The organism is Roseobacter cerasinus, from assembly GCF_009811755.1.
GTDB lineage: Bacteria > Pseudomonadota > Alphaproteobacteria > Rhodobacterales > Rhodobacteraceae > Roseobacter > Roseobacter cerasinus.
In genome coordinates, this window is record NZ_BLIV01000002.1 from 643,480 (window position 1) to 667,135 (window position 23,656).

General features: G+C 60.8%; 24 protein-coding genes and 2 riboswitches. Of the genes, 12 read left to right on the top strand and 12 right to left on the bottom strand.

Annotated elements, in window-relative coordinates; all coding sequences use genetic code 11:
* Nucleotides 1-6: 6 nt before the first annotated feature.
* From So717_RS06995 to So717_RS07010, 4 genes are all read right to left on the bottom strand, one after another.
* Nucleotides 7-876, bottom strand: a complete 870-nt coding sequence (locus So717_RS06995) for a polyprenyl synthetase family protein (protein ID WP_159975488.1) — start codon at nt 874-876, stop codon at nt 7-9.
* Between the two features lie 3 nt (nt 877-879).
* Entirely contained in the window at nt 880-1,122 is a 243-nt protein-coding gene (locus So717_RS07000) for an exodeoxyribonuclease VII small subunit (RefSeq protein WP_159975489.1), read from the bottom strand.
* Nucleotides 1,123-1,243: 121 nt separating this feature from the next.
* Nucleotides 1,244-1,945: a response regulator gene (locus So717_RS07005; protein ID WP_159975490.1), complete on the bottom strand. Its 702-nt coding sequence runs from the start codon at nt 1,943-1,945 to the stop codon at nt 1,244-1,246.
* On the bottom strand, nt 1,942-2,451 hold the full coding sequence (locus So717_RS07010) for a MarR family winged helix-turn-helix transcriptional regulator (protein WP_159975491.1): 510 nt from the start codon (nt 2,449-2,451) through the stop codon (nt 1,942-1,944). Before So717_RS07010 ends, So717_RS07005 begins: the two co-directional genes overlap by 4 nt.
* Nucleotides 2,452-2,621: 170 nt before the next feature.
* On the opposite strand from So717_RS07010, the gene So717_RS07015 reads away from it, so the two are divergent.
* From So717_RS07015 to So717_RS07025, 3 genes are all read left to right on the top strand, one after another.
* The gene (locus So717_RS07015) at nt 2,622-3,491 is read left to right on the top strand and encodes a branched-chain amino acid aminotransferase (RefSeq protein ID WP_159975492.1); all 870 of its coding nucleotides are present in this window, start codon (nt 2,622-2,624) and stop codon (nt 3,489-3,491) included.
* A 6-nt stretch (nt 3,492-3,497) separates the two neighbouring features.
* Nucleotides 3,498-3,839, top strand: coding sequence for a YybH family protein (locus tag So717_RS07020; protein ID WP_159975493.1), 342 nt, complete (start codon nt 3,498-3,500; stop codon nt 3,837-3,839).
* Between the two features lie 106 nt (nt 3,840-3,945).
* On the top strand, nt 3,946-5,514 hold the full coding sequence (locus tag So717_RS07025) for an alkaline phosphatase D family protein (RefSeq protein WP_202981896.1): 1,569 nt from the start codon (nt 3,946-3,948) through the stop codon (nt 5,512-5,514).
* Here So717_RS07025 and So717_RS07030 read toward each other — a convergent pair whose 3' ends face one another.
* From So717_RS07030 to So717_RS07045, 4 genes are read right to left on the bottom strand one after another with little or no spacing between them, the layout of a single operon-like run.
* Nucleotides 5,515-6,126, bottom strand: a complete 612-nt coding sequence (locus So717_RS07030) for a DUF6434 domain-containing protein (RefSeq protein ID WP_159975494.1) — start codon at nt 6,124-6,126, stop codon at nt 5,515-5,517.
* 40 nt (nt 6,127-6,166) lie between these two features.
* Complete coding sequence (gene cobO, locus So717_RS07035; RefSeq protein WP_159975495.1) at nt 6,167-6,766, bottom strand: cob(I)yrinic acid a,c-diamide adenosyltransferase; 600 nt, start codon at nt 6,764-6,766, stop codon at nt 6,167-6,169.
* A gap of 14 nt (nt 6,767-6,780) precedes the next feature.
* Nucleotides 6,781-7,755, bottom strand: coding sequence for a DMT family transporter (locus So717_RS07040; RefSeq protein WP_159975496.1), 975 nt, complete (start codon nt 7,753-7,755; stop codon nt 6,781-6,783).
* Between the two features lie 31 nt (nt 7,756-7,786).
* A complete protein-coding gene (locus tag So717_RS07045) occupies nt 7,787-8,173 on the bottom strand; it encodes a DM13 domain-containing protein (RefSeq protein ID WP_159975497.1) in 387 nt (128 codons plus the stop codon).
* A 137-nt stretch (nt 8,174-8,310) separates the two neighbouring features.
* Between So717_RS07045 and So717_RS07050 the strand changes: the two genes are divergently transcribed.
* A complete protein-coding gene (locus So717_RS07050) occupies nt 8,311-8,904 on the top strand; it encodes a TetR/AcrR family transcriptional regulator (RefSeq protein WP_159975498.1) in 594 nt (197 codons plus the stop codon).
* Here So717_RS07050 and aroC read toward each other — a convergent pair.
* Nucleotides 8,901-10,001, bottom strand: coding sequence for a chorismate synthase (aroC, locus tag So717_RS07055; protein ID WP_159975499.1), 1,101 nt, complete (start codon nt 9,999-10,001; stop codon nt 8,901-8,903). The two genes, So717_RS07050 and aroC, sit on opposite strands and share 4 nt — an antisense overlap.
* Nucleotides 10,002-10,093: 92 nt before the next feature.
* A riboswitch (TPP riboswitch) is annotated at nt 10,094-10,195 on the top strand.
* A gap of 35 nt (nt 10,196-10,230) precedes the next feature.
* Here aroC and So717_RS07060 point away from each other — a divergent pair.
* The 3 genes from So717_RS07060 to So717_RS07070 are packed head-to-tail and all read left to right on the top strand — an operon-like array spanning nt 10,231 to nt 13,422.
* Nucleotides 10,231-11,211 carry a thiamine ABC transporter substrate-binding protein gene (locus So717_RS07060; RefSeq protein WP_159975500.1) on the top strand — a complete coding sequence of 327 codons (981 nt, stop codon included), beginning with the start codon at nt 10,231-10,233 and terminating at the stop codon, nt 11,209-11,211.
* The gene (locus So717_RS07065) at nt 11,187-12,743 is read left to right on the top strand and encodes a thiamine/thiamine pyrophosphate ABC transporter permease ThiP (protein WP_159975501.1); all 1,557 of its coding nucleotides are present in this window, start codon (nt 11,187-11,189) and stop codon (nt 12,741-12,743) included. Before So717_RS07060 ends, So717_RS07065 begins: the two co-directional genes overlap by 25 nt.
* Nucleotides 12,730-13,422, top strand: coding sequence for a thiamine ABC transporter ATP-binding protein (locus So717_RS07070; protein ID WP_159975502.1), 693 nt, complete (start codon nt 12,730-12,732; stop codon nt 13,420-13,422). The genes So717_RS07065 and So717_RS07070 overlap by 14 nt, the downstream gene beginning before the upstream one ends.
* A 112-nt stretch (nt 13,423-13,534) precedes the next feature.
* Here the strand turns inward: So717_RS07070 and So717_RS07075 are convergent, their stop codons facing one another.
* Nucleotides 13,535-13,978, bottom strand: a complete 444-nt coding sequence (locus tag So717_RS07075) for a 6,7-dimethyl-8-ribityllumazine synthase (protein WP_159975503.1) — start codon at nt 13,976-13,978, stop codon at nt 13,535-13,537.
* A gap of 74 nt (nt 13,979-14,052) precedes the next feature.
* Nucleotides 14,053-14,211, bottom strand: a riboswitch (FMN riboswitch).
* A gap of 63 nt (nt 14,212-14,274) precedes the next feature.
* Between So717_RS07075 and So717_RS07080 the strand changes: the two genes are divergently transcribed.
* From So717_RS07080 to So717_RS07100, 5 genes are all read left to right on the top strand, one after another.
* Nucleotides 14,275-14,907, top strand: coding sequence for an FMN-binding negative transcriptional regulator (locus So717_RS07080; protein ID WP_159975504.1), 633 nt, complete (start codon nt 14,275-14,277; stop codon nt 14,905-14,907).
* Between the two features lie 41 nt (nt 14,908-14,948).
* On the top strand, nt 14,949-15,560 hold the full coding sequence (locus So717_RS07085; RefSeq protein WP_159975505.1) for a glutathione S-transferase: 612 nt from the start codon (nt 14,949-14,951) through the stop codon (nt 15,558-15,560).
* A 200-nt stretch (nt 15,561-15,760) separates the two neighbouring features.
* Nucleotides 15,761-16,318, top strand: a complete 558-nt coding sequence (gene petA / locus So717_RS07090; RefSeq protein ID WP_159975506.1) for a ubiquinol-cytochrome c reductase iron-sulfur subunit — start codon at nt 15,761-15,763, stop codon at nt 16,316-16,318.
* 12 nt (nt 16,319-16,330) lie between these two features.
* On the top strand, nt 16,331-17,683 hold the full coding sequence (locus So717_RS07095; protein ID WP_159975507.1) for a cytochrome b: 1,353 nt from the start codon (nt 16,331-16,333) through the stop codon (nt 17,681-17,683).
* Nucleotides 17,684-17,698: 15 nt separating this feature from the next.
* Nucleotides 17,699-18,487: a cytochrome c1 gene (locus So717_RS07100; protein WP_159975508.1), complete on the top strand. Its 789-nt coding sequence runs from the start codon at nt 17,699-17,701 to the stop codon at nt 18,485-18,487.
* Nucleotides 18,488-19,198: 711 nt separating this feature from the next.
* On the opposite strand, the gene So717_RS07105 is transcribed toward So717_RS07100, so the two are convergent.
* Both So717_RS07105 and So717_RS07110 read right to left on the bottom strand, forming a co-directional pair.
* A complete protein-coding gene (locus So717_RS07105; RefSeq protein WP_159975509.1) occupies nt 19,199-19,873 on the bottom strand; it encodes a Crp/Fnr family transcriptional regulator in 675 nt (224 codons plus the stop codon).
* Between the two features lie 737 nt (nt 19,874-20,610).
* On the bottom strand, nt 20,611-23,583 hold the full coding sequence (locus So717_RS07110) for a methyl-accepting chemotaxis protein (RefSeq protein ID WP_159975510.1): 2,973 nt from the start codon (nt 23,581-23,583) through the stop codon (nt 20,611-20,613).
* Nucleotides 23,584-23,656: the final 73 nt, after the last annotated feature.

Sequence of the window (23,656 nt, forward strand, 5' to 3'; positions counted from 1 at the left end):
CCCCTCTCAGTGCGCGCGCGTCACAACGAAACGTGCGGCCTCTTTTAGCGTCTCGGCCTCAGCGCCGTAACCCTCCAGGCTGTCGCAGGCCTCCGAGACAAGATCGGCGGCGCGCCTCCGCGCGGCCTCAAGCCCAAGCAGGGAGACGAAAGTGGCCTTGCCGGCACTCGCATCCTTGCCCACAGCCTTGCCAACGGTCGCGCTGTCGCCAGTCACGTCCAACACATCATCGGCGATCTGGAAGGCCAGACCCAAGGCGCGGGCATAGCGGAGTAGCGGCGCGGCGTCAGCTTGCGCTAGCACGGCACCCGCCGTGGCCGACCATTCGATCAGCGCGCCGGTCTTGCCGTGTTGCAGCCGGGTTATGTCGTCAAGCGACAGCGGGGCCTCGGCTGTCTCTGCCGCGATATCCAGCGCCTGGCCCAGAACCATGCCTTCAGCCCCGCTGGCCCGGGCCAGCCGCAAGGCCAGTTCGGCCCGCACGGCAGGCTCCGGGCTTGCTTCGGAGCGGGTCACCAGTTCGAAGGCGAGGGTTTGCAGAGCATCACCTGCCAGAACCGCCGTGGCCTCATCCCATTTGCGGTGCACAGTGGGTTTGCCCCGGCGCAGGTCGTCGTCATCCATGCACGGCAGATCGTCATGCACCAGCGAATAGGCGTGCAGCGCTTCGACTGCGGTGGCGGCCCAGATCGATTGCGCGCTGGAGATACCATGCAGCCGTGCGCTTTCAATCACGAGAAAGCCGCGCAGCCGCTTGCCACCGTGTGTGGCATGCCGCATCGCCCGGACAACCGGTACGTCATCCAGTTGGCCAAGTGTGTGTTTAAACTGTGCCTGAATAGCCTGAGCCGCAGCGCCCAGACGGTCGGAAAACATGGCTCAGAGCCCTTCGACCGGTGTTGTCCCTGTCGGCGCGCCATCACCGTCAAGCGTGATCGCCGCCACCTTCTCCTCGGCCTCCTTGAGCTTGGTCTCGCAGCGGGCTTTGAGGGCGGCGCCGCGCTCATAGAGCGCGATGCTCTCATCCAACGCGACATCGCCGCGCTCCAGCTGTCCCAAGACCTTTTCAAGCTCGGCCATCGCCTGTTCAAAGCTCATCTCTTTTACGGGGGTGTCGGTCATGCTGGCTCGCTGGTTATGGAGTTTGCGTTCTTTTAGAAGGTTTCCTGTCAGCGTGCCAGTCTTGCTGTGATGCGCCCGCCCGCCTGGGCTTGCGGGGCTGAGCCCCGCAAGCCCAGGCGGGCTACTCCGGCGCCAACATGTAACCGGCACCGCGGACCGTCTGAAGATAGCGCGGCTGTTTCGGGTCTTCCTCGATCTTGCGGCGCAGGCGCGTGATCTGAACATCGACAGCGCGCTCCTGGGCCTGCCCGCGATCCCGGCCCAGCTCTTCGACCAGTTTGGCGCGGCTGATGGGCTCGTTGCAGCTGGCTGAAAAGATCTTCATCAGCTGCATCTCGGTGGCGGTCAATCGCACAAGCTCTTCGCCCTGCCACATCTCGCCGCGCTCCATGTCGTAGCGGATGCCGCCAAGGCTCAGCACCTTGGGCGCCGTCTGATCGGCCGGGGCCTCGGGCATACGGCGCAGGATGGCGTTGATGCGCAGCAGCAGCTCTTTTGGCTCGAACGGCTTCGCCAAATAGTCATCCGCGCCCGCTTCAAGCCCTTCGATGCGGTTGTCCGTCTCTCCCTTGGCGGTCAGCAGCAGGATCGGTACCGCGCGCTCCTCACGGAGAGATTTGGTCAGCGACAAGCCATCCTCGCCCGGCATCATCACGTCCAGCACAATCAGGTCAAAGTCGAGCCCGGACAGAATTCGCCGGGCGTGTGCCGCATCGCGGGCGGCGGTCACGAGGAACCCACTGCGCATCAGGAATTTCTGCAGCAGCGTCCTGATCCGTTCATCATCGTCGACGATCAGCAGGTGGGCATCCATTTCACTCATATGCCGTCCTTCAGCCGTGTGTAGGCCTTGCGCATTTCCCGATCCATCATCGCCTCCAGCACCATTCGAAACCCTGCAACCGCCTCTGGTCCCGCATCGCGGAATGCCATCCGCATCCGCGCCCGCTGGGCATCCGACAGCTTTTGTTCAAGCGCGCGGCCTTCCTCGGTCAGGAACAAGTGGCGCTCGCGTTTGTCTTCGGTTCCGACCTTGCTCTCAACCAGACCATCCTCGATCAGCGTGCGCAAGACACGGTTGAGCGATTGCTTCGTGACCCCAAGGATGTTGAGCAGATTGTTCACAGTTGTGCCGGGCGCGCGGTTGATGAAATGCACAGCACGGTGGTGCGCACGCCCGTAGGCCATGTCGGAAAGAATACGGTCGGGATCGGCAGTAAAGCCGCGATAGGCAAAAAACATGGCCTCAATGCCCTGCCGCAGCTGCTCGTCGGTCAAAAACAGAAGGTTCTCACCGCTGTGGGCTGAAGAACTGCGCCCGTCTGCCATCATATGCCTCAAAAAGTCCTAATCCTTTGTCCACCAGCATATGTCAGTGTTGTTGACATTCCAAGGGGAAAGGGCTATCGAATCGCATCTTTTGCGCAACTTTATGTCCGTACCGGACGTATCTGGCGCAACTTTTGAAAACATGACGGCCACTTTGGGAAGGAAAGACAATGGCAGGCGCATATGATGACCGCGACGGACAGATCTGGATGGACGGCCAAATGGTCGACTGGCGCGCGGCGAATGTCCACATTCTGACCCATGCCATGCACTACGCATCTTCTGTTTTTGAGGGCGAGCGGGCCTACAACGGCAAGATCTTCTTGAGCCGCAAGCATTCGGAACGGCTGCACTTCTCGGCAGGTGAGCTGGATTTTCAGATCCCCTATACCGTGGACGAAATTGAAGCAGCCAAACAGCAGGTGCTGACGGCGAACGGCCTGACTGACGCCTACGTGCGCGCGGTGGCCTGGCGCGGGGCAGGCGAAGACATGGGTGTCGCGTCCTCGCGTAATCCGGTGCATCTGGCCATAGCCGCCTGGGAATGGGGCAATTACTATGGCGATGCCAAGTTCAAAGGCGCGAAGATCGACATCGCCAAGTGGAAGCGCCCCAGCCCCGAGACGATCCCGGTTCATGCCAAGGCGGCGGGGCTCTACATGATCTGCACAACCTCGAAACACGCCGCGGAGGCGAAGGGGTGTTCGGATGCGCTGTTCATGGACTATCGCGGCTATGTGGCCGAATGCACGGGCGCGAACATCTTCTTTGTGAAGGACGGCGAGGTGCACACGCCCAAGGCGGACGTCTTCCTGAACGGGCTCACGCGCCAGACCGTCGTGGGTATGCTGGAGGACCGTCAGATCAAGGTGCACGAGCGGGTGATCATGCCCGAGGAGCTAGAGAGCTTCGAGCAATGCTGGCTGACCGGCACCGCTGCCGAGGTCACGCCTGTGGGGCAGATTGGCGATTATAATTTCGAGGTGGGCGCGATCACCCGCGGGATTGCGGAAGACTACGAGAAGCTGGTGCGCAGTTAAGCGCCGGTGGATTACGCCGCCTTCGCCGACGAATGGGAAGCCGCCTGGAACGCCCATGACCTGGACCGCATCCTCGCCCATTACAGCGCGGATGTGGTCTTTCGCTCACAAAAGGCGATGCGGCTGACCGGGCGCGGCGAGATACATGGACGCGATGCCCTGCGCGCCTACTGGGCAGCCGCCCTCGACCAGCAGCCTGATCTGTCTTTCATTGTGGTGGATGTGTTGCGCGGGCATGGGATGCTGGTGATCCTATATCGCAACCAAAGCGATGTGCTTGCTGCTGAAACCTTGCGCTTCGGTACAGATGGGCTGATCGTTGAAGCCTCGGCCTGTCACAAAGGCTGAGCGGTTTGTCATGAATCTTTGATCCTCCCGTTACACGTGTGTACCTTGGGCGTTACGTTTTTGAGGGTTTATCGCACAGTAGCCAATCGCCACATGGAGATCTCTCGTGACACAGCTCATCCGCCCCACTCGTCGCGCCGTTCTGGCCGGATCCACCGCCTTTGCCGCCAGCCTCGCCATGCCTAGCCTCAGCCGGGCGTCATCCCGGCCCGTTTTCACCCATGGTGTGCAATCGGGGGATGTCGACACCTCGTCGGGTATGATCTGGACCCGGGTGGACCGGCCCGCACGGATCAGCATGGAGGTGTCCACCACCGAGAGCTTTGAGAACGCGCGGCAACTCGCTTCGATGGACGCGATCCCGTCGAGCGATATGTCGATCAAGCGTCTTGTTGCCGGGCTGCCATCCGATCAGGATATCTTCTACCGCTTTGTGGCTGCTGACCTGAATGATGTGAATGCGACGTCAGAGCCGCTGGTTGGGCGCTTCCGCACGGCCCCCACCGCCCGGCGCAACATCCGCTTTGCCTGGTCGGGCGACACCGCAGGGCAGGGCTGGGGCATCGACGAGACCGGCATGGCAACTTATGCGACCATGGCGCAGCATCAGCCGGATTTCTTCATTCACTCGGGCGATACGGTCTATGCTGACGGCCCGATGCAGGATGAGGTTGAGAAAGACGGTGAGGTGATCTGGCGTAACGTGCTGTTGCCTGATGAAAAGCGCAAGGTGGCCGAAACGCTGGACGAATTCCGCGCTCAGTGGAAGTACAACCTGCTGGACGAGCATGTGCGCGCGATGAACGCCTCCGTGCCGACCTTCATGCAGTGGGACGACCATGAAGTCGTGAACAACTGGTCCGACAGCAAGGATATGATGGCCGATGACCGCTACACCGAGAAATCGGTGCATCTGCTGCAGGCGCGGGCGACGCGGGCGTTCCACGAGATGACGCCGCGGCGCATCACGCCGGAGGAGCCGAACCGGGTCTACCGCAAGATCAACTACGGCCCGATGCTGGATGTCTTCTTCCTCGATCTGCGCAGCTATCGCGGGCCGAACACCGCCGAGATGACAGAAGAGCTGACCGATGAACAGCGCGTGCTGGGCGCCGAGCAGATGGCCTGGCTCAAGCGCGAGTTGGCGGCCTCGACCGCGACCTGGAAGGTGATTGCCTCCGATCAACCCATTGGTCTGATCGTCTGGGACAACTTCCGCGAGCAGGCGGGCTCCGAAGGGATCGCCGATGGTGTGAGCGGCCCGGCCATGGGGCGCGAGGTCGAGGTGGCGGAGTTGCTGCGCTTCATCAAGAACGCGCGCATCGACAACACCGTCTGGTTTACCGCGGATGTGCATTATACGGCGGCGCACTACTACAACCCCGACAAGGCGCAGTTTCAGGATTTCGAGCCGTTCTGGGAGTTTGTCTCCGGCCCGCTGCACGCGGGCACCTTCGGCCCGAATGCGATGGACATGACCTTTGGAGCCGAGGTGAAATACGTCAAGGCGCCAACTGAAGAGCAAGGCATCAACCTGCCGCCCTCGGAGGGTCTGCAGTTCTTCGGTCTGGTCGACATCGACGCGCAGACCCAGCAGATGAAGGTGCGTCTGATGGACCGCGCGGATACAGAGCTTTACGCGGTGACGCTGGACCCGAAAGGCACCAGCCTCTAATCAGTCAAGGTCCAGATCGGATCTGTCATAGACATGCCGTCCATCCTCGGACGGCATGTCGCGTTTCAGGGCCCAGTATTTGCGCACGTCACCCATGCCCTTCTCGGGATTGTCGGCCAGAAAATCCCGGGTGTATTGGTTGAACTGGTTGTGGTGCGCGATCTGGGACTGGAACCCCGGCTTGGCTGCTTCGGCCTTCAGCCGGTGATACTCGGCGACGGCATCGGCCAGTGTCCTCCCGCAATTGGCCTTCATCCACGCCATGAAGGCGATGTTGAACTTGAAGCCCTCGCCCGCATGCGCCTTGACGAACCGCCGCACGTTTTGGGTGTTGCGGTAGCTGTCGGTGATCACTGTCGCGGGCGTGAGCGCGGCGCTGTGCCAGTCGAAGGTCGAGCGTGGTTTGCTGCGGACATCGCCGGGCCATACGGCCTCGCCAGTGTCCAGAAAATGCGCCAACCGGTCGAGGATTGTGAACTTGCCACCGGTCGCGCGAATGCCGACCGCCTTGGCCTGCGCTTCCAACTCGGATTTCAGCCAGTACCAGCGGCGCAGCTCTGCTCCGCTGGTGATGGATGTGATGTCAGGTCGGCCATTGCGGATTTTCGGCATCGCAGGTCCTTTCACTGACCCGCAAGATGCAGCGATCAGATCAGAAATCCACCCCGCGTTGCGCCTTGATGCCTGCCTTGTAGGGGTGCTTGACCTCGGTCATCTCCGTGACCAGATCGGCGTAGTCCATCAGCTCGGGCTTGGCGTCGCGGCCCGTGAGGATCACGCCGGTGCGGGCGTCGCGGGCCTTGAGGCTATCGATCACCGCATGAATATCGAGATATTCATAGCGCAGCGCGATGTTGATCTCGTCCAGCACCACCAGGTCGTAGTCGCCGCTTTGCATCATCTCTACACCTTTGGCGAAGGCGGCTTCGGCGGCGGCGATGTCGCGGTCGCGGTCCTGCGTGTCCCAGGTGAAGCCTTCGCCCATCGTGTGCCAGGTCACGTCGCCGAGGCTGTCGAAGAAGCGTTTCTCACCCGTGATCCATTTGCCCTTGATAAACTGGACAACGCCGACCTTCTGCTTCCAACCCAAAGCGCGGATCACGACGCCGAAGGCGCTGGAGGATTTGCCTTTGCCCTTGCCTGTGTGCACCAGCACCAACCCGCGCCCGGGGTCTTCGGCTTCGGCGACCTTGGCGCGGTGCTTGGCCTGCACCTTTTTCATCTCTTCCTTGTGGGTCTCTGCATCGCTCATGTGATTGCCCTTTGTTAAGGTGTGCCCGGCGGCGATTGATTGGGTTTTGATTTGCTGCGGTCAACCCCCAATTGCTGCTCGCGCCAGATGATCAGGATGCCACCCGCGATCACGAGGCTCGCGCCCAGGATGATGGGGCCGGTGGGCACCTCGTTGAAGGCGACGTAGCCGATGATGCCCGCAAAGATCATCGAGGCATAGTCGAAGGGCGCCAGCATCGAGGCGCTGCCAAAGCGGTAGGAGGAGGTGACCATGATCTGTGCCACCCCCCCGATCAGCCCGGCGGTGATCAGCCACAGCACCACGGCACGCTCGGGCCAAACCCAGACAAAGGCGGGGTGATCGATGACCCAGCCGATGGGGGCCGAAAGCAGGGCGAGGCCGCTGGCTGTGGCAGAGAAGTAAAAGACGATGGCCGCCGTGTGGTCGGTCTGCACAAGGCGGCGCACATGGATCTGCACCAGCGCGCGCAGGATCGCGGCGGTCAGCACCATCCCCGCGCCGATGGTCGCCGCGCGCGAGATGTCATCGGCTCCGACGCTCAGGCGCGGGGCGATCACGATCATCACGCCCACAAGGCCAAGCGTCACGGCGGAGATCCGGATCAGCCGGATGCGTTCGCCGAGAAACATCGCCGCAAAGATGACGGCAAAGAGCGGCGTGGCATAGCCGATGGCCGTGACTTCGGGCAGGGGCAGCAGGCCGAGGCCCGCAAAGGTCAGCGCCATAGCGGAGGTGCCAAAAACGCCACGCCAGACATGCCCCATCAGGTTCGAGGGGATCAGCCCGTCGCGCAGCTGCCCGCGCTGTGCCAGCCACAGTGCGATGATGGGGATGGCAAAGAGAGAGCGGAAAAATACGGCCTGCCCCGGCGGGACCGCGCCCGAGACGCCCTTGATGATGGCCGCCATGACCATGAACAGAAAGACCGCGCAAAGCTTGAGAGCAATTGCGCGGCCCGGTCGGTGTTCCGTAAGGTCTTGGGCCATGGCCCTCTCTTGCGCCTCTGACGGCGAAAGATCAACCGAGTTTGGCAACGCCCAGAGGCACCGAGAATTTCAGACACCAGATGTAGATTTCGTTGAAGTCGTCCAGGTTGATCGACGCGGGCACGGCGTAGACCTGTTTGCCGTTGAGCTGTTTCAGCGCACCAAGATCCGAGGCCTCGATGAATGTGCCGTCTTTCCCAAAGCCCACGCGCGGGTCGGGTGCGCTGTCGAGCGAGAAATCGTCTTCCAATGTGACGGTCGCAGTGCCGTCTGCGTTTTTGACGATGGTAACACCGCCGGTGGCGATGTGACTGCTTTTGCCGATGAAGTTGCCAGTGGTGCTGCTCCCGGCAAGTGCGCCGACCGTGGCGAGTGAGGTCAGGGCAATGACAAGAAGGGCGGAGAAGAGCTGTCTCATGAGGATGTGCTTTCCATATGGCGTGCTGGTCATACGCCGAAGCTAAAATTCGGAACCGGCTGGTTCAATACACGTCTGTGTGAGTTGTGTAACAATCGGTTCCAAATTATATCGACGGTCGACGACAGGAGACCGCCATGGCCCGCCCAAGAGAGTTTGAAACCAAGGATGCGATCCGGAACGCCATGGGCGTTTTCTGGGAGAAAGGGTATCAGGAGGCCTCGCTGCCCGACCTTCTGGAAGGAATGGGGCTGACGCGCGGCAGCCTCTACAAGGCTTTCAAGGACAAGAAGACGCTCTTTTTGCTGGTGCTGGAGCACTATGAGGATGAGGCGGTTGGGGCCGCGCAGGCGCGACTGTCCGATCCGGCTGTTGAAGACGGACGTGACCGCATCCTTGGTCTTTTTGCGGCATCGGCTGCGGCGGCGACAAAAGGCGATAACCGGGGGTGCTTGCTGTGCACGGCAGCGGCTGGGTTCGAGATGTCAGATCCAGAGATTGCCGCAGCGGTGCAGCGCGGGCTTGAGGGCATTCGAGCAGGTCTGGAAACGGCGCTCCGTGCCTCTCCGGTGCACCATGCTATGGATGATGCAGCCACGCGTGCTTTGGCCAATGTACTGCTGATCCACTACATCGGTCTGCGCGTTCTGGCCCGGTCGCAGCTGCGCCTTGGCGCGGTAGAGCAGAGCGTGCAGGGCGTCGCGCGCCTGCTGGAGGCGCAGGTGCCCTAGCCGATGTGCCCCTGGTTTTCGCCCACCTGACCGCGATGCAGGAGCAGGTGGTCCAGCAGCACGCAGGCCATCATCGCCTCGCCCACTGGCACGGCGCGAATACCGACACAGGGATCATGCCGACCTTTGGTGATAATCTCGGTCTCTTCGCCTGTCTTGGTGATCGTGCGTCGGGTGGTCAGGATGCTGGAGGTGGGTTTCACCGCAAAGCGCACCACAATGTCCTGCCCGGTGCTGATGCCCCCCAGGATGCCGCCCGCGTGGTTCGAGGAATAGATCGGTCCATCCGGGCCCATGCTGATCTCATCGGCATTGAGCTCCCCTGTCAGCATCGCCGCTGACATGCCTTCGCCAATTTCGACGCCTTTGACCGCGTTGATGCTCATCATCGCAGCAGCCAGATCCGTATCCAGCTTGCCATAGACCGGCGCTCCGAGCCCTGCGGGCACGCCGCGTGCAACCACCTCAATGACAGCACCCACCGAACTACCGGACCTGCGCAACCCGTCAAGATAGCCCGCCCAGTCATCTGCCGCTTTAGCATCCGGCACCCAAAACGGGTTCTGGTCTATCTGTGCCCAATCGAACCGTTCCCGGTTGATCTGATGCGGACCCATCTGCACCATATACCCCTTGATCTCAACGCCAGACACAAGTGATGCCAATGCCGCGCGCGCAAGACCGCCCGCTGCGACGCGCGCTGCTGTTTCGCGCGCGCTTGACCGCCCGCCGCCGCGATAATCCCGCACACCGTACTTCTGGTGATAGGTGATATCCGCATGGCCCGGTCGAAACTTGTCCTTGATATCGCCATAGTCCTTGGAGCGCTGGTCCGTGTTCTCGATCATCAATTGCACTGGCGTGCCCGTGGTCTGACCCTCAAAAACACCGGACAGGATACGCACGGCGTCCGGCTCACGCCGCTGCGTTGTGTATTTGTTCTGCCCCGGTTTGCGCTTGTCGAGCCAGTGCTGGATCATCGCCTCGTCAATCGCCACGCCCGGTGGGCAGCCGTCGACAGTCGCACCAAGGGCAGGCCCATGGCTTTCACCCCAGGTGGTGACGCGGAAGAGATGGCCAAAACTGTTGATCGACATGGGCGCGCTCCTTTGACGTGGCTGCTTAGCGGCGCATGCGGATCGCCTCAAGAGCTTATCGCTTGCCAAGCCCGCGACACATCACTACGTCTGAGAGGACCTCGGGGGGCCTTTCCGGCTGAGATGTGCAGACGCGCGGACCCGTAGAACCTGACCCGGTTAAGACCGGCGGAGGGAAGGTGAGCTTGATCATCCTTTCATCCGTTCGTCGCATTTGAAAGGACTGATCATGCGAAGAACTCTTCTTGCCACCACGCTGCTGCTGGCCTCACAAGCGGGCGCCGAGACGCCTGTACTGACCGTTTATGCGGGTGATTACTTCACGTCTGAATGGGGCCCGGGCCCGAAGATCGAAGAAGGCTTCGAAGCGATCTGCGACTGCGATCTGCAATTCTCCACAGGGGATCTGCTGCCGCGCCTGCTGCTTGAAGGGGAGCGGACCAAGGCGGATGTGGTTGTGGGCCTCACAACGGATGTGACCGCGCGCGCCCGTGCCACCGGGCTTTTCGCGCCCCATGGACAGGACAAGTCCGCGCTGACCCTTCCGATCGACTGGACGGATGATACCTTCCTGCCCTTCAACTACGGGCACACGGCTTTCATCTACAATGAAACCACGATGGACGCGCCGCCTGCGAGTTTCGATGCCCTGCTGGAAATGGACGACGATGTGAAGCTGGTCATACAGGATCCGCGCACCTCGATCTCCGGCCTCGCGCTCGTGCTCTGGGTCGAGGCGGTCTATGGCGAGACATCCGCCGAGGTCTGGCAGATGCTCGCGCCGAAGATCCTGACGGTGACCAAGGATTGGTCTTCCAGCTACGGCATGTTCACCGATGGCGAAGTGGACATGGTGCTGAGCTACACGACCTCGCCCGCTTATCACATGTTTGCTGAAGAGGATTTCACGAAAAAGGCCGCGATCTTCCCCGAAGGACACTATTTCATGGCGGAAACCGTGGGCAAGATCGCCGGTACAGATCAGCCTGAGCTGGCCGACGCCTTCATGGCTTACGTACTCAGCGCGGATTTTCAGCAGATGATCCCGACCGCCAACTGGTCGCTCCCGTCGGCGCTGCCCGAGGATCAGTGGCCAGAGGGGTGGTCAGAGTTGCCGCTGCCGGAAAAGGTGCTCTTTTACTCCGAGGATGAGGCGGAAGCCCGCAAGGCGCAGGCCATCGAGACATGGCGCAGCGCGCTCAGCCAATAATCGGCACAACCGGGATCGCGGCGGGCACATTTGTTGTCCTCGCGGTCCTGCTCTCCTTTGTGGGCCTGGGCCTGCGCGCTGAATTGGGCCGTGGTCTCGGCCCTGCCGAATGGGCCGCGATCCGCTTCACCGTGGTGCAGTCCGCCTTGTCGGCCCTACTCTCGGTCGTCTGCGCCATTCCGCTGGCCCGTGCGCTGGCGCGGCGGCGCTTTGTCGGGCGCGGGCTGCTGGTCACCTTGCTGGGCGCGCCGTTCATTTTGCCCACCATCGTCGCAGTGCTGGGCCTGCTGGCGGTGTTCGGACGCACCGGTTGGCTGAACACCGCCTTTGGCGCGCTGGGTATGCCCGAGGTGTCGATCTATGGCCTGCACGGCGTGGTGCTGGCGCATGTGTTTTTCAACCTGCCGCTGGCCACACGGCTTTTGCTGCAAGGCTGGCAGAGCATCCCGGCAGAGCGCTTTCGGCTGGCAGCGCAGCTGGATCTGCCGCCGCGCATGGTCTTCCGTACGCTCGAATGGCCACTGCTCAAACAGGTTGTGCCGGGCGCTGCTGCACTGATTTTCGTCATTTGCCTCACCAGTTTTGCCGTCGCGCTGACGCTTGGGGGAGGGCCACGCGCGACTACGGTGGAACTGGCGATCTATCAGGCCTTTCGCTTTGATTTTGACCTGGCACGCGCATCGCTCTTGTCGGTGATCCAACTGGCGCTGGCAGGGGGTGCTGCGTTGATTGCGCTCTGGGTGATCCCGAATTTCCCGCTCAGCGCCGGGCTGGATCGGAAGCTGATGCGTTGGGACGCGCGGGGCGGGGTGCAGGCGTGGGTGGATGCTCTGGCCATAGCGCTCGGCGCGGCTTTTCTTCTGCTGCCGCTGTTGGCGATCCTCTTGGCCGGGTTGAAAGGGTTGCCGCAGATGCCCGCTGTCGTCTGGCAAACCGCAGGCAATTCCCTCTGGGTTGCGGTGCTGAGCGTTGGTGTGCTGTTGCTCATCGCTCTGCCCATGGCGGGGTGGATCAGCACGCGGCAACGTGGCAGCGCGGAGGCGATTGGCCTCATTGGCCTCTCGGCCTCACCATTGATGATCGGTACGGGCTGGTTCATTCTGATTAATCCGATCGCCGATCCGGTGCCATTGGCTTTGCCTGTGACGGCTTTGATCAACGCGCTGATGGCGCTGCCGTTTGCGCTGCGCATTCTCGTGCCGCCGATGCGGGATGTATTGGTCACTTATGATCGGTTGTCCCGCGCGCTTGGCTTGCAAGGCTGGTCCGCCTGGCGTTGGTTGGTCCTGCCGCGCCTGCGGGCGCAGATCGGGTTCGCAGCGGGTCTCACCGGGGCGCTGTCCGTGGGCGATCTGGGCGTCATCGCGCTTTTCGCTGATCCAGACCGGGCGACGTTGCCCTTGCAGATGTATCGCCTGATGGGCGCTTACCGGACCGAGGCTGCAGCCGGCGCGGCACTTCTTCTGCTGGCCATGGCGCTGGGGCTGTTCTGGCTCTGCGACAAGGGAGGGCGCTGGCATGCTAACCCTTGAAGGTATCGAGATTGCGCAGGGGGATTTCCTGCTGGCGGCGGATTTCACCATTGCCCCGGGGCGGAAAACGGCTGTGATCGGTCCCTCAGGCGCAGGTAAGTCCACGCTGCTTGGTGCGCTTGGCGGGTTCATACCCCTGCGCGCAGGGCGGCTGGAGTGGGAGGGGCGCGACATCACGCAGGTGCCCCAGGGGCAGCGCCCTATTGCCATGTTGTTCCAGGACAACAACCTTTTCCCGCATCTGAGCGTGGCGCAGAATGTGGGCCTTGGCATCCGACCTGACCTCAAACTCACCGCCGACGACAAGGCGAGCATCGCCCTGGCGCTCGACCGCGTGGGATTGCAGGGCATGGAAGCGCGCACGCCGGGCGCGCTCTCCGGCGGACAGCAAAGCCGGGCGGCGCTGGCGCGGGTGCTGGTTCAGGACCGCCCTGTGATTTTACTGGACGAACCTTTTGCCGCGTTGGGGCCTGCGCTGCGACAAGAGATGCTGGACCTGGTGAATGGCCTCGCGACAGAGACGGGGGCAACGCTCCTGATGGTGACACACGATCCTGCAGATGTCCGGCGGATTGCGGATGATGTGATTTTTGTCGAAGGCGGGCGCGCAGCGGCCCCACAACCCGCCAAGGCCCTGCTGGAGGATCCACCCCCCGCCTTGCGCGCCTATTTGGGATAGCATCGCATGCTATCAGGCGCCACGGCCCGGCATTTATGCCGGGCAGCGTCCGCCCCCCTTCGATGGGGGGAAGGGCGCTTTTCTCCTCCGCAGCTTTTCCGAGTCTGACTCGCTAGGCTGCGTCGGCGCGCAGCGCGGCGCGGGCTTTCAGAATACCCAGCGCCGCCTCTGCCGCCTCACGACCCTTCTGCACGAAATGCGCACGATAGATCGCATTGTGGTGCTCGGTTTCCTGATACTGATGTGGGGTCAGCGCGACGGACAGCACCGGCACTCCGGTCTCCAGCCCGGCCTGCATCAAACCCTGAACGACCGATTGCGCAACGAAATCATGGCGATAGATGCCGCCATCGACCACAAATGCAGCGCAGGCGACTGCCGCATAGCGCCCCGAGCGCGCCATATCTCGCGCCATCAGCGGCAGCTCGAAGGCGCCCGGCACGTCGATCACTTCAATCTGCGCTGGCGAGATGACTTCACTGAAGCCATCCAGCGCACGATCCACGATATCGGCGTGCCACCGGGCTTTGACAAAGGCGAAACGGGTGTGTGTCATGGGGATCTCCTCTAGGTTCAGACACGTCCACCCAAGGCGATCACGGCTGCGCACGGGCCCAAGACCCGCGTCAGTCGCATTCTCTTTCATCCGGACTGTGACCGTCGGCTCTGGCTTCTCACCAGATCTGCTGGACCAAGGGATTTCAGCGAGAAACCCATTGCGCTCGCGGGCTCGAAGGTCAGTGCCTCCATACCGCCGGTGGGGAATTCCACCCCGCCCTGAGAATGTGCACAACTTGCCAAGGGACAGCAAAGCCTGCAAGAGGAAAGCCGCGTTCGAGATCGAGGCCAGCCATGCATCCCAACCCGGTGTTTCACACGCACACACAGGATCAGAACCTTGCGTTTGCGCGCGAACGGGCTTTTGGCGTGCTGGCCGTCAGCGGGGCCGATGCGCCTTGGCTGTCCCATGTGCCGTTTCTTCTGGCGGAGGATGGCGCATCTCTGGGGCTGCACCTGCTGCGCTCCAATCCGATTGCACGGGCGCTGAAGGCGGGGCCGCTGCCCGCACGCCTCGCCGTGTCGGGGCCAGACAGCTATGTCTCTCCCGATTGGTACGGTGTCGAGGATCAAGTGCCCACGTGGAACTACGTCGCCGTGCACCTGACCGGGTCGCTGGAGCTGCGCCCGCAGGAGGAGCTGCATGATCTGCTGGATCGACAGTCAGCCCTCTTTGAGGAGCGTTTGCTGCCCAAACCGGCGTGGCTGACCTCTAAGATGTCGCAAGGCGTGATGGAGCGGATGATGCGGGCCATCGCGCCCTGCCGGATGACGGTCACCGCCGTTGACGGCACCTGGAAGCTCAATCAGAACAAGCCTGACGACGTCCGCCTGCAGGCAGCGGACCACGTCGAAGCCTTTGGGCAGGGAATGGAGCTTCCGGTTCTGGCAGCCCTCATGCGCGGGGCCAATGGACACGGCACCTAGCTCTGTTAGGGTCACCGCGACATCGCAAGGAGGATTGCCTGATGAAGCTCTACCATTCCCCCGCATCGCCGTTTGTGCGCAAAGTTGTCGTCCTGCTGCATGAGCTGGGCAAGGCGGAGGAGGTCGAGCTGATCGACGTCCAGTCAACCGCCTTTGCCTCCGACAGCAGTCTTGCCGCCAGTAACCCCTTGGCCAAACTGCCCTCTTTGGTGCGGGACAATGGAACCACACTTTATGACAGTCGGGTGATCACCGCCTTTCTGAACGATCTTTACGGCGGCAAGATGTACCCAACCGGCACCGCGCGGTGGGAGACGCTGACCCTCGAAGCAACCGGCGATGGGATCATGGATTCGGCGGTGTCGATGGCCTATGAGATGCGCCTGCGGCCCGAAGAGATGCAGTACGGAGACTGGATCGAAGCGCAGTGGGAAAAGGTCGCCCGCGCGATCTCGGTGTTGAACGCGCGCTGGGTCAGTCATTTGTCGGGCCCGATCGATATGGGCCACATCTCGGTGGCCTGTGCCTTGTCCTATGTCGATTTTCGCCATGGAGCGCGGAACTGGCGTGCAGGCAACGACGCCCTGGCGAAATGGCACGAAGATTTTGATTCGCGCCCGTCCATGGGTGCGACGAAACCGCCCGCCACCTAGGAAACAGGATCGAATTAACGTTTTGAACGCGGGTTCGGTCTAAGAAACCGCGCAAAAGGCCTATGCCTGCGACCGTTTGCGCCTGTTTGATTACTAGACGTGACGGAAGCACGGCGCTACATAGCCGCTGGAGAAAGGCTGCGCTTTGCGCGGCCACTTGTGTTATTTGCCGGTCCCCGGCCCTGGAAATGGAGCAACCCGTGTCCCACGCAGAAGATAACGAAGGCAGCCGCAGGGATTTCCTCTACTACGCCACTGCTGGTGCCGGCGCGGTCACCGCAGGTGCTGCGGTCTGGCCTCTGGTGAACCAGATGAACCCCTCCGCCGACGTGCGTGCGGCCAGCACGATGCGTGTGGACGTTGCTGGCCTTGAGCCGGGATCGCAATTGCGGGTTCTGTTTTTGGGCAAGCCGGTGTTTATCCGGCGCCGTACCGAGGAAGAGATCGCCGAGGCACGCGCGGTTGAGTTGTCGGATTTGCCAGATGGGGACTCGCGCAACGCAAATGCCGAAGGCACCGATGCCTCGGACGAGAACCGCACCATTGATGAAGCCGGTGAATGGCTGGTCATGACCGGCGTCTGCACACATCTGGGCTGCATTCCGCTGGACAACGCGGGCAATTTCGGCGGCTGGTTCTGCCCTTGCCACGGCTCGCACTACGACATCTCCGGGCGCATCCGCCAGGGGCCTGCGCCGGAAAATCTGCCGGTTCCGCAGGCAGAGTTCGTCGACGACACAACAATCTTGCTTGGTTAAGGGAGAAACCTGATGGCTGGAATTCCTCACGACCATTATGAACCGAAGGCGGCTTGGGAAAAGAGCCTATCGAAGCGGTTGCCGATCGTCGGATTGATGTATGATACATTGATGATCCCGACTCCCAAGAACCTCAACTGGATGTGGATCTGGGGCATCGTGCTGACCTTTGTGCTGGTGCTGCAGATCGTGACCGGCATTGTGCTGGTGATGCACTACACCCCGCATGTCGACTACGCGTTTTCGTCCGTTGAACACATCATGCGCAACGTGAACGGCGGGCATATGCTGCGGTATATCCACATGAATGGTGCGTCACTGTTCTTTGTGGCGGTCTATGCGCACATCCTGCGCGGGCTTTACTACGGCTCTTACAAGGCGCCGCGCGAGATCACATGGATCATCGGCATGCTGATCTATCTGCTGATGATGGGTACGGCCTTCATGGGTTACGTGCTGCCCTGGGGGCAAATGTCTTTCTGGGGTGCGACCGTGATCACCGGTCTATTCGGTGCCATCCCCTTCGTAGGCGATGCGCTGCAGGCTTGGCTGCTGGGTGGACCGGCGGTGGACAACGCTACGCTGAACCGGTTTTTCTCGCTGCATTACCTGCTGCCCTTCGTGATCCTCGGCCTTGTGGTGGTGCACATCTGGGCCTTCCATACAACCGGCAACAACAATCCCACCGGTGTTGAAGTGCGTCGGACTTCGAAGGAAGAGGCCGAGAAAGACACGCTGCCGTTCTGGCCCTACTTCGTGATCAAGGACCTCTTCGCGCTGGCGGTGATTCTTGCGGTGTTCTTTGCGGTTGTGGGCTTCATGCCCAACTACCTCGGCCACCCGGATAACTACATCGAGGCAGATCCGCTGGTGACACCGTCGCACATCGTGCCCGAATGGTACTTCCTGCCGTTCTACGCGATCCTGCGGGCCTTTGATGACACCGTCTGGGTTGTGCAAATCGCGTCCTTCGTCACCGGTGGCATCATTGACGCGAAGTTCTTTGGCGTGCTTGCGATGTTTGGCTCCATTGCCGTGATGGCGCTGGCCCCCTGGCTCGACACATCCTCGATCCGCTCGGCGCGCTACCGCCCAATGCTGAAGTGGTGGTTCTGGCTATTCGTCGTGAACTTCTTCGTGCTGATGTGGGTGGGTGCGATGCCTGCGGAAGGGATCTATCCGATCATCGCGTTGATCGGCTCGGCATACTGGTTCGCCTATTTCCTGATCATCCTGCCGCTTTTGGGCGTGATCGAGAAGCCACTGGCGCAACCGGACACCATCGAAGACGATTTTGTCGCGCACTATCCGAAGTCATCGAAAGATGCCGCCGGTGGTCAAGCGCAAGCCACGCCTGCTGAATAAAGGAACACATAACTCATGTTCAGAACACTCACACTCAGCGCTGTGGCGGCTCTCGGGTTGGCCACGGCCGGTCACGCGGCTGGTGCTTACGACACGCATATCGAAGACTTCGATTTCTCTTTCGAAGGTCCATTCGGCGCCTATGATCAGAACCAGCTGCAACGTGGCCTGCAGGTCTACACCGAGATTTGTTCCGCTTGTCATGGTCTGAAATTCGTTCCGATCCGGTCTCTCTCGGAAGAGGGCGGACCTTCGATGCCGGAAGATCAGGTGCGCGCTTACGCGGAGCAGTTCGAGGTCTATGACGCGGCGGACGATGATTTTCGCGCAGCACGCCCCTCGGACTATTTCCCGGAATCGGGCCTTGAGACCGCACCGGACCTGAGCCTGATGGCCAAGGCCCGCGCAGGCTTCCACGGCCCGTATGGCCTGGGGATCAATCAATTCTTCAAGGGCATCGGTGGGCCGGAGTACATTGCCTCTCTGCTGACAGGGTACACTGGCGAAGAGAAAGAAGAAGCTGGCGTGACGCTTTACGAAAACAAGGCGTTCCCCGGTGGCTGGTTGTCGATGGCACCGCCGCTCTACGGTGAGGATGTGGAGTATGCAGACGGTCACGAAAACGATCTGCACCACCTGTCTGAGGACGTTGCAGCCTTCCTGATGTGGACGGCGGAGCCGAAGATGATGGCGCGCAAGCAGGCAGGGTTTGTCGGTGTGGTCTTCCTGACCCTGCTTTCGGTCCTTTTGTACCTGACCAACAAACGCCTCTGGGCGCCGGTGAAGGGTAAAGAAACGCTCTAGGTCTCGCGACCTTACATCGGTGAAAGTAAAGAACCCCCCGTGCGGATCCGCGCGGGGGGTTCCTGTCTGCACCTTCGCAATGAAGGTCAATTACAGACCCTGGGGAGAGTAAGAATCGGATGGTCTGACAATCACGGCTAGTTGGCAGCTAGAAGCATCGTTTACCGTGATCCCATTCCTGTCCCTTTTTTGAAATCACTCCGTTACCGAACTCGTTACCCTGTCAAACAAGGTCTCCACTCACTACCCATCACCAACAATAATCTAACAATATATCTTCGGACCTTTGAGGTATGTGAACTTGGTCACATTACGTCGATTTTTAGGGAGCGAATTTGCTGTGGAAGCGCGACGAAACGCGGGCAAAGTGGCCTGCGCCAGAGAGTTGCCGATCGTCATTGTCAGTTGAACAGCCATCGTTCCCTCCGCCTTAAAATCGGCGGTGAAATCGTTCGATCATGGACTGAGCCACGCGGACCTCGCGGTCTGCCTCGGCCAGCCATGTCAGAATGGTCTGAACCCGCGAGTTCGCTGGAGGAACCCTTGCAGGATCAGATGTTTTTTTGCCGCGGCGTGTCATGTCGTAGCCCCTTGTTCTGCCGTGGAACCCCGGTCACCCGGGGTATGTCAGATCAGTGCGTTCTGCTGTGATCTGATCCTGTTATGGCGCAGAAACGAATCGAGGTCTGTGAAACGGATCACACGGGCGAATTAAATCTGATGCAGGTCTGCCATGACCTGAAGGGCCTCTCTGTCAAGCACTCGCACGCCGCCGCGCGACGCTTCGATCACGCCGGCTCGCTTCCAGATTGACAGCGTTTTTGATACGGCTTCGCGCGTGGCACCGACAAATTCCGCCAGCTCCGATTGCGACAGCGGCAGTGTCGAAAGCTGCTTAGATCCGTCCACCGTCAGGTACAGGATCTTGCGGGCCAGACGTGCGGGCATGGAAAGAAAGACCTGTTCGTTCAACTGGCTGCTCATCCACCGCATCCGCTCTCCTGCGAGTTGGATCATGTCAATGCCCAGATCCGGCGCCTTGCGGATCGCGCGCAGCATATCGGCGTTTTTAACGCCGCGCAGGCGGGTGGGTTCAAGCGCGGTTACCGTTGCCGTGCGGGTGCCGGGGTCGAACAGCGCGATCTCACCGAACAGCGCACCGGGGCGCATCACATCCAGCGACAGCTTACGCCCCTCACGGGACAGGACGCTGAATTCGAGAGAGCCTGATACGATTGCGTAGAGCGTGTCGCCGATATCGCCCTGTTCGAAGAGCACCTGACCCTCTTCCAGAACCACTTCGGTTGCGACCGATGCCATCAGATCAGACAGATCCTGGGACGCGTGGGCCAGAAACCCCGTTTTTGGCAATGTGACCGTGTCCATTGTTGTCCCCTCTCCTTTCCGCTTGGTGTGCCCCTTAACGCCTTTTTTATGCTGGGTGTAGTCCTGATCGGATGACGCGATGGCTTGCGCAGGGGGCAGCCTGCCGGTCTCGACCTCTATGAACGATCAAAGGTGCTGCTCCCTAAGTCACACCCTGCGGGTGCGACGTTGCCAGTTTCGTGTCTGCGTTGGGGGATGGCAGATATGACCGGCACAAGGACTGCCATCGGTCAGCCATATTGGAGGTCAAGAGATACGATCTCGACCCACTGTCGGCGGCATCCGCGCCCGCGCTGATTTTGCCAGCTGCGCTGCTTTGACCTCGCGATGATTGGTGTCTACATACCGGCGACCAAAGTGCGTTGGATGACATCACCGTTGCCAAACTGTCTGGCTTCGATTGAGCCATCCGCAAGGTGCCGCCCCGGGGCATCATCCCCAGGATCGACCTGTCCAAGTGCTCCAATATACCTCTCCCACAAGGTGCAACCAGAGTAGCGATCAACGCACTGGCTTGTCACGAGCTTTCTTGTGACCGCTGCAGAGGGGCCGCGCGCGACTTGGACCTGCAGGCCGATTGCTCCGCCTTTCGACGTGGGTCGACCTCAATGAAAGCCGGGTGTCGTCGACAAGAAAGCGCGCTCGTCGATGATCTCGATACTGCCGCTGGCAAAACCGCGCCTTTGATCTGAGCGAGGCGCCGACACTTTTCTGCGATTGCCGTATGACCTGCCTGATCAACCTGCGAGAGGCATGGATTGCGGTGGTTCGTGTCCACCTACCTCAAACTTGCCAATCGTTTCTGCGAGCGATTTCGCCTGAGCCGTCAGCGCATGGCTGGCTGCCGTGGTCTCCTCAAACATGGCCGCATTTTGCTGGGTCAGCCCGTCAAGCTGATTGACCGCTGTGTTGATCTCCGCCAGCCCATGCGACTGCTCGGTCGTCGCTTCTGACATCTCTGAAACCAGCGCCGCGATATCGCCGACCGCTGCAACAATCTCCTGCAAGGCGGTGCCGGTCCTATCGACCATGGAGACCCCGTTTTCGATCTGTTGACCAGTTGCGGAGATCAGGGCCGCGATTTCTGTTGCCGCTTGCGAAGACTGCTGCGCCAGGGCCCGCACTTCGGATGCGACAACTGCAAACCCGCGACCGGCTTCCCCCGCGCGGGCGGCTTCGACGCCCGCGTTCAGGGCAAGGAGGTTGGTCTGAAAAGAGATGTTTTCGATCACTTCGACGATCGTTGTTATCGAGGTTGAGGAGGCGGCGATTTCCTGCATGGCCGTCTCCGCCTTTGACATCACCTTGCCGCCCTCATCCGCCTTGGCCTGCGTCGCCTCCACCAACGTCGCGGCCTGCTGAGCCCGGTCGGCGGCTGATTTTACCGACGCGGTCATCTGATCCAGCGCTGCGGCCGTCTCTTCGAGGGTCGAGGCCTGGGTCTCTGTTCGTGACGCGAGATCGTCCGCCGCATTGGTGATCTCGACCGCTTCGGAATGAATGGTTTGCGCGTTTTCGGAGATCGCCCTCAGGGCCGTTTCCAGGCTGGACAGGGCTGCATTGTAGTCCGTACGCAATTCCTCGTATTCGGGTGCGTAGTCTGCGGTGATTTGATCTATCAGGCGCCGTTGCGATAGGGATTTGAGCGCAGATCGCAGCGAATTGACCACCGTATCTTGAGCGGCCACCATCTTTCTCCGGTCTGCCCGATCTGCTGCTTTGGCGAGATAGGAGGCGGTCACGTCATTGGCGATCAGGATAAAGCTGCCCGGTTCACCGGTATGATCTGCGACCGTGGTAAAGCCACCTTCGATGTAGGCAGGGCCGTTTGATGTGGTCAGCTGAAAGCACCCAAACACCCGGTCGCCACGGATCAGCTCCGCCCAGAAATTCCGGGGCGCTGCGCTGTCCTCCTGTTCGAGGGATACGACATCGCTCACCGCACGGCCTGTGATCTGGTCAGCGGTCCCGCCGATCAGGTCGATGGCCTTGTCGTTGACGCTGAGAATGCGTCCATCCAGCATGACTTCAATCTGCGCCTGAGTGACGTCGAGTGATTGCATGATGGCGGTATTGCGCAAAACCTCTGTCCGGTCTCGCCATTCGGTCACAAACCCGATGTGCTCTCCGTCATTGTTTTTGACTGCGGCGACACCGAGGCTAAGCACCAGATCGCCGATTTTAAATGTGGTTGTCAGCGGCAGGGTGTCGATATCGCCCGACATCGCATCCCGTACGTCATCGGAGATATGCAGCGCATGAAAATCATGGCCAACAAGGTCAGTGGGGTCGAAGACCGGCAGCACCTTGGCGAGCTGCGGTGTGTTGTCTTCGAACAATTTTGTCAGGGCCGCGTTTGCCCAGACAACACGGAAATCCAACCCCACAAGCATCATCGCGGAAGATGACGCCTCGAATGCAGCCCCCTTGTAGGAGGCATCGCGCCCCACCGCGTCCGCCCGGATCAGAGAGTTGCGAAACTCCTCAAGTGTTTGTGCGATCTCGCCAATCTCATCGCCCCGGTCGAGATGCGGTACAACAATAGCATAGTCGTTCCGGGCCACTTGAGCCATCGCCGTCCCGACCCGCCCAAGCGGTGCGCTGACAGACCGGGCAAGCAGGATGGCAATCGCGGCGGCAGCAACAACCAGGAGACCACCGCCCTGGATGAAGGCATTGCGCATGTCCACGATGGGCGCCAGCACTTCGGCCGTATCTTGCGAGATGACGACGGCAAAGTCGGTGCCCAGAAACGACATGGGCTGGACCTGCGCCAGGGCCGGTTGGCCTGTCAGCCCCTGTATCTCCGTCAGAACCGCGTTTTCACTCGTGACCAGGTCGCGCACGGCTTCGCTGACGCTGGTGGTCAGAATGTCGTTTCGTTCGGTCAACAGAGCATCCGTGCGCAGCAGCCCATCGGTGCCAAGGATAAAGGCGCTCCCGGTTTCGCCCAGACCTGCAACGCCCTGAACAGTATTGTTGAGCCGATCGATCGGCATTTGATAGGCTAAAACACCAATGCGGCTGCCATCTTCGGCAAAGAGGGGCGCGCCCATGAAGGCAGCGGGCGCATCGGCACTGGGCGCATAGGGCGCAAAGTCGATAAACACCGGCGGCTGCCCCTTATCCAGAGTGGAAGCGGCAGAGAACACCTGTGCCAGCCCGCTGTCGCGCCACTGGCCGGTGTTCATATTGGTGGCAAAATCCAGTTCCTTGAAGACGGAATAGACCAGGTTGCCTTGCGTATCGAAAAGAAAGACGTCGTAGTAGCCAAGCCGCTGCTGTAAATCATGAAAATGCGGGTGGTACTGTGCATGCAGCGCATCATACCAGAGCTCGCTGTCAGCTGCGTAGAGCCTGTCTTTCTCGCCAAGCGGGTGCGGGTTGTCAGTGATGTAGAGGGCTTGCAAGGTCTCGACCGGGTCTGCCAGCTCCTGAAACGCCACTGAGAAGGCCTCCAGCGCTTCGACGGCATAGGGGTTGAGCGCTTCGATCATGAGATTGTTCTCGATACTGTCGAGATATGAGGTCACGATCTGTGCGTTGCTCTGGGCCAGCGCCTGCAGTTTTTCTTCGGCGCTGTCGAGCGCCGTTTGCTTGGACTTTGCGTAGCTTACGGCCCCCATCGCCACAATGGCGACGGTGGTCATGGCAACCATTACCAGAGGTAGTTTCCGGCTGATCCGGACCTGCTGAAATAGGGCGGGCATGCACATTGCCTCCGATATACAATTGCATACAAATTAGGCATCGAGCGTAAAGATACCCTTTAAGAGCCAGTGG